General features: G+C 74.6%; 1 protein-coding gene. It reads left to right on the forward strand.

What is annotated here, in order from left to right:
* Window positions 1–41 precede the first annotated feature (41 nt).
* Window positions 42–5,807, forward strand: a complete 5,766-nt coding sequence (locus BAW75_RS04060; RefSeq protein ID WP_104112692.1) for a WD40 domain-containing protein — start codon at window positions 42–44, stop codon at window positions 5,805–5,807.
* Window positions 5,808–6,236: the final 429 nt, after the last annotated feature.

Consider the following 6,236-nt stretch of genomic DNA (forward strand, 5'->3'; position numbering starts at 1 on the left):
AGGGTGTCGATCTGTTGACCGTCGGTGGCCATAATGACCACGTGGCTGTAGGCGCGCACCCCACCCGGTCCGACCGCCCCATCGACTTCTTCATCAGTTACTCACCGGCCGACGAACGCTGGGCGACGTGGCTGGCGTGGGAGTTCGAGGCGGCCGGCTATCGCACACTGCTGCAGGCGTGGGACTTCGTGGCCGGCACCAACTTCATCGACTTCATGGACCGCGGCGTCCGCGAGGCCGAGGTCGTGGTGGCGGTGCTGTCCGAACGCTACCTGCACTCCACGTACGGCAAGCTGGAGTGGCAGGCCGCGCTGCGCGCCGACCCCGACGGCACCGGAAACAAGCTCGTCACGGTACGCGTCGAGGACTGCCCGATCGACGGGCTGCTCGCCACCATCACCTATGTGGACCTGGTCGGTGTGGACGACCCGGCGCAGGCCCGCAACCGGGTGCTCGACCGCATCCGGGAGGCGCTCGACGGCCGGGCCAAACCGATGCGGCAGCCGGCGTTCCCGCACCACCCGGCAGACCCGCACGGGGTGCTCGCCGCGCCCGCCGCCGGAGCGCCCGCGCCGCGCCGCGCCCGGCGTACCCCGATCAACCCGCCGCCGTTCCCGCCGGCCGCGGTGGCGCCGCCGACCGCCCGGGACACCGTCACCGTGCTCCAGGTCGCCGGGCCGCGCTTCGGCCGGGGCGTGATCACCCCCGGCGCGCCGGTCACCCCCGGCGAGGTGCAGGAACACCTGATGGGTGACCTCACGCTGCTGATGAACGACGGCGTGCCCCGGCCGGACCTGCTCGTCGTCGCCGGCAACCTGACCGAGTCGGGCAGCCCGCGCGAGTTCTCCGACGCGCTGAGCTTCCTCACCGGCCTGCGGGTGCTGCTCGGGCTGGAGCCGCACCGCCTGATCGTGGTGCCCGGCCCGCGCGACGTGACGATGGCCGCGTGCCGCGCGTACTTCGCGACCTGCGAGGCCGACGACGTCGACCCGCAGCCGCCGTTCTGGCCGAAGTGGCGGCACTACGCGCGCCTGTTCGACGACCTCTACCAGGGCCTCGAGGACCGGATCTTCGACAGCGAGCAGCCCTGGACGCTGTTCCCCGTCCCGGACCTGCGGGTGGTGGTGGCCGGGCTGAACTCCACCATCGCCATCACCCACCGCGAGGAGGACCGGTACGGCTTCCTCGGCGAGGCGCAGTCCAGCTGGTTCGCCCAGCGGCTGCGCCACTACCAGCAGTCCGGCTGGCTGCGGCTGGGCGCGATGGCGCACGCGCCGGGGGCGCGCAGCCCGTACGCCGACGAGGTGCCGCCGGATCCGGTGTCGCTGCGCGACCGCGGCGCGGTCAACCGGCTGGTCGGCCCGATGCTCAACCTGCTGCTCTCCGACGCCGCGCCGTCGGCCCGGGTCGACCCGGTGGTGCCGCTGGCCGCCGCGCCCCGCGACGGCCGGGCGCAGGTGCTGCGGCTCGGCGGCGACGGGATGACCCGCTGGGTGCTCGGCCGCGACGACCGCCTCGACTCCGGGGCGCTGACGGCGGTGAACTGGCCGCACGCCGAGGCGACGTTCGGCGCGGCCGGCCCGGCCCAGGTGCCCGACCCGCGCCGCCCGGTCGCCGTCGAGGGGGCCACCCAGGGCGTGGCGGTCACCGCCGCCCCGGTGCAGCGCCTGCTGGACCGGCTCGCCGAGGTCTGCGAGGCCCGCTACGACCGGGTGGTGGTACGCCGCGTCGACACCGACCCGCCGCACCTCTACATCAGCTACCGCTCCGACGGCGTGGTCCGCCAGCAGCGCGTCGGCGCGCACGTGGGCACCCCCACCGCCGCCGACGTGGACGTCTTCGCCCGCCGGGTGCACGCCACCGATCCGGACATCGCCTCCGAACTGGTCTACGACGGTGACCGGGTGCCGCGCGGGCTGGCCGAGGAGGCGCAACGCCGGGGCGTGCGCGTGCTGCACCTGACCGAGTTCCAGGGCCTGCTCGACCTGCGTGACTACGTCGCGGCGCAGACCGCCCGGCTGCAGGCCGACCGCCTCTACCCGCCCGGGCAGTACGTGCCGCAGCGCTACCGCCATCTCGTCGGCGCCGACCAGCGCGTGCGCGACGACGTGGTGGACGAGCTGCTGGAGACCGTCTCCGCCCCGGACGGCCGGTTCGTGCTGGTGCTCGGCGACTTCGGCCGCGGCAAGACGTTCGCGCTGCGCGAGGTGGCCCGGCGGCTGCCCACCGCCGCGCCCGACCTGATCCCGATCCTGGTGGAGCTGCGCGCGCTGGACAAGGCACACTCCGTCGACGGCCTGGTCGCCGCGCACCTGGCCAACCACGGCGAGCAGGTGATCGACCTCAAGGCGTTCCGCTACATGCTGCGCCAGGGCCGCATCGTGCTGCTCTTCGACGGGTTCGACGAGCTGGTCGCCCGGGTCACGTACGACCGGGCGGCCGACCACCTGGAGACGCTGCTGCAGGCCGCCGAGGGCAACGCGAAGATCGTGGTGAGCAGCCGGACCCAGCACTTCAAGACCAACTCGCAGGTGCTGACCGCGCTCGGCGAACGGGTCGGCCTGCTGCCGCACCGGCGCGTGCTCGCCGTGGAGGACTTCACCCCCGGGCAGATCGAGGCGTTCCTGCGCAACCGGTACGGCGGCGACGAGCGGGCCGCCCGCGAACGGATGGACCTGCTGGCCGGCGTGAAGGACCTGCTCGGTCTCTCCCGCAACCCGCGCATGCTCGGCTTCATCGCCAACCTCGACGAGGGGCGCCTCGCCGCGGTCGCCGGCGCGGGTGGCACGTTCAGCGCCGCCGCGCTGTACCGGGAGATCCTGGAGTCCTGGCTGGACTTCGAGGAGCGCCGCACCCAGGGCATCCCCGGCGCGCCGGTGAGCCTGCGCCGCCCCGAGCTGTGGCAGGCGGTGAGCCGGCTGGCGTTCCAGCTCTGGGAAAGCGGCGAGGCGTACCTGCGGCTGGCCGAGCTGGCCGAGTCCACCGGCCAGCTCGCCGGCCGGGCCGACTCGCGGCTGTCCGGCCCGCAGGCGGCGCACGCGGTCGGCGCGGGCAGCCTGCTGGTCCGCACCGACGACGGGCTGTTCGGGTTCATCCACACCTCGGTCATGGAGTGGCTCGTCGCCGAGGGTGTCGCCGAGCAGCTCAACCGCGGTGAGGAACCGGCCGCGCTGGCGGTGCGGTCGCTGTCCGCGCTCGCCGTGGAGTTCCTCGGCGACCTCGCCGACCCGGCCCGCTGCACCGCCTGGACCGCGCGGGTGCTCGGCGACGAGTCGGCGGGGGAGACGCTGCGCGCCAACGCGCTGCGGCTGTCCGCCCGGCTGCGCCTGCCCGACCGGGCCGACCTGCGCGGCGCGGTGCTGCGCGGCGAGGACCTGTCGCACCGCGAACTCGCCGGGGCCGACCTGACCGGGGCCGACCTGACCGACGCGCGGCTGATCGCCACCAACCTGACCGAGGCGCGGCTGGAACACGCCCGGCTGCGCGGCGCCCGCCTGGACCAGGCCCGCCTCGCCGGGGCGGACCTGCGCGACGCGGAGCTGGCCGGGGCGCGGCTGTTCCGTACCGACCTGCGCGGCGCGCGCGTGGGCGGCAGCAGCTGGCACCGCACCGCGCTGATCGACGTCAGCGCCGACGCGGCCATGCTGCGCGCCCCGGAGCTGCGCGGCGCCGTCGTCGCGCCGGGCCGGCCGGTCGCGCCGGGCCTGGCCCCGCCCGCGGTGGGCGTCGCCTACGGCTTCGAGGTGGGCCGGCTGCCGGTGCCGGCGGCGTACAGCCCGGACGGCGCGGTGCTCGCGGTCGGCAGCGACGACGGCGGTGTGCTGCTCTGCGACACCGCCACCGGGCTGCCGGTACGCACGCTCCAGGGACACCGCTCCCGGGTGTACGCGGTCCGCTACGACGCCGCCTCCCACCAGCTCGTCACCGGCGCGGCCGACCTCACCGTACGGCTGTGGGACGCCGACCACGGCGACGTGCGGCACGTCATCGAGGACGTCTTCACCGGCTGGGTCTGGCCGCTGCTGACCGACGGCCGCCGCGGCCGGCTGGTGGTCGGCGACGCGGCCGGCGTGGTGCGGCTGTACGACACGCGCACCGCCCGGCTGCGCCACGAGTGGCCCGGCCACGCCGCGCCGATCTGGGGCACCTCGTTCAGCCCCGACGGCCGGCGGGTCGTGGTGGCCGACAGCGGCGGCACGGTACGCGGCTGGGACATCCCCACCGGCCGGCTGGTGTTCGAGGTGCGCGAGCCGGAAGTCGTCTACCGGCTGGCGCACACGCCGGACGGGCGGCTGCTGGCCGCGGTCGGGCAGCACGGCCGGGTCTGGGTCCGCCGGGCCGCCGACGGCGAGCTGCTGCGCTCGCCGCGCGGCCACGAGGCCGACGTGTACGCCCTCGACATCCACCCCGACGGCACGCTGATGGCCACCGGCGACACGCACGGCGCGCTGCGGCTGTGGGAGACCGAGACCGGCCGGCCGGTACGGGTGCTCGGGCGGCAGCGGGGCGCGATCTACAGCGTCCGGTTCAACGGCGACGGCAGCCTGCTCGCCACCGCCGCCAGCGACGGCGCGATCCAGCTCTGGGACACCGACGACGGGCAGGTCCGGCACGAGCTGACCCGGCACCGCGGCTCGGTCTGGCCGGTGGTCTGGCGGCCGGACCAGAACCAGGTGGCCACCAGCAGCAACGACGGAACCACCCGGCTGTGGGACGTACGCACCGGGCAGCTCCAGCACACGTTGCGCGGGCACGGCCGGCGGGTCACCGCGCTGTCCTTCCGCGACGACGGGGAAGTGCTCGCCGCCTGCGGCAACGACGGCGTGATCCGGCTCTGGGAACCGCGTACCGGCCGCCTGCTGCGCCAGCTCGCCAGCCCCGCCGACCGGCTGCTGTCCGTGGTGTTCTGCCCCGAGGAGCCGCTGGTCGCCTCGCCCAGCGGCGACGGCGGCGTGCACCTGTGGAACACCGACACCGGCGCCGACGAGCGGGAGCTCAACGTGGACACCGACCACGTCTGGGCGGTCGCGTTCAGCCCCGACGGCGACGCGCTCGCCACCGCCAACGACGACGACACGGTACGCCTGTGGTACCGCCGCACCGGCCGGCACTTCGCCACGCTGACCCCGCACCGGGGCCGGGTGCGCACCGTCGCGTTCAGCCCCGACGGCGAGACCATCGCCACCGGGTGCGACGACCAGACGGTACGGCTGTGGGACGCCGCCACCGCCACCTGCCGGATGACGCTGGAACACCACACCGACCGGGTCTACTCGGTCGGCTTCAACAGCGAGGGCACGCTGCTGGCCAGCGCCGGCAACGACGGCACGGCCGTGGTCTGGGACGTGCAGACCGGCCAGCCGCGTGTCGTGCTCACCGAACACGACGGCCGCCTCTGGTCGTGCGCGTTCAGCCCGGACGGCAACCTGCTCGCCACCGCCGGGGACGACCTGGTGATCCGGCTGTGGGACCCGGTCACCGGCCGGCTGCACGGCACGCTGGCGGCGCACACCCGGCGGGTCTGGTCGGTGCACTTCAGCCCGGACAGCAGCCTGCTCGCCAGCGCCGGTGACGACGGCACCGTACGCCTGTGGGACGTGGCCGACCCGGAGCACGCCCAGCTGCGGACCACGCTGATCGGGCTGCCGGACGGATGGGCGGCGGTCAGCCCGGACGGCCGGTACAAGCTGGACGGTGACCCGGGCGGCCAGTTCTGGCACGTCATCGGCACGTGCCGCTTCGAGGTGGGCGAGCTGGATCCTTACCTGACCCAGGTCCGCCGACTACCCGTAGACGCCCCCTTCTGACCCCCGCGAATCTCCCCGTGCTCTCCGCGGTGATCAAGGAGTTCGTGTCCCGATCCGCGCCCGATCCGGACACAAACTCCTTGATCACCGCCGTGGGCGCTGCCGGGAGGTGCTCGTTCCGCCGGGCCGCCGTGGGCGCCTCGTCCGAGGCGGTCCGGAGATCTTGGTAGGAAACGGCCCCTATGGGGGCCCTTTCGTACCAAGATCTACTGCAGTCCCGGTATGTGGTCCGCGAATCCTGGAATCCGGACACGCGTGGCTGGTGCGGGTGGCCGCGCAGGGGGCGGCTGGGCCGGCCGCACCCCATGCCCGCGATCTTGCACTTTGTGCCCGGGCGAACGGGACATTCGGGGCGCGACTCGGGCCGAAAGTGCAAGATCGCGGGTGCGGGTGCGGGTGCGGGTGCGGGAGGGTGAGCGGGTGCAGGTG

It is taken from the genome of Micromonospora chalcea (genome assembly GCF_002926165.1).
Taxonomy (GTDB): Bacteria; Actinomycetota; Actinomycetes; order Mycobacteriales; family Micromonosporaceae; genus Micromonospora; species Micromonospora chalcea.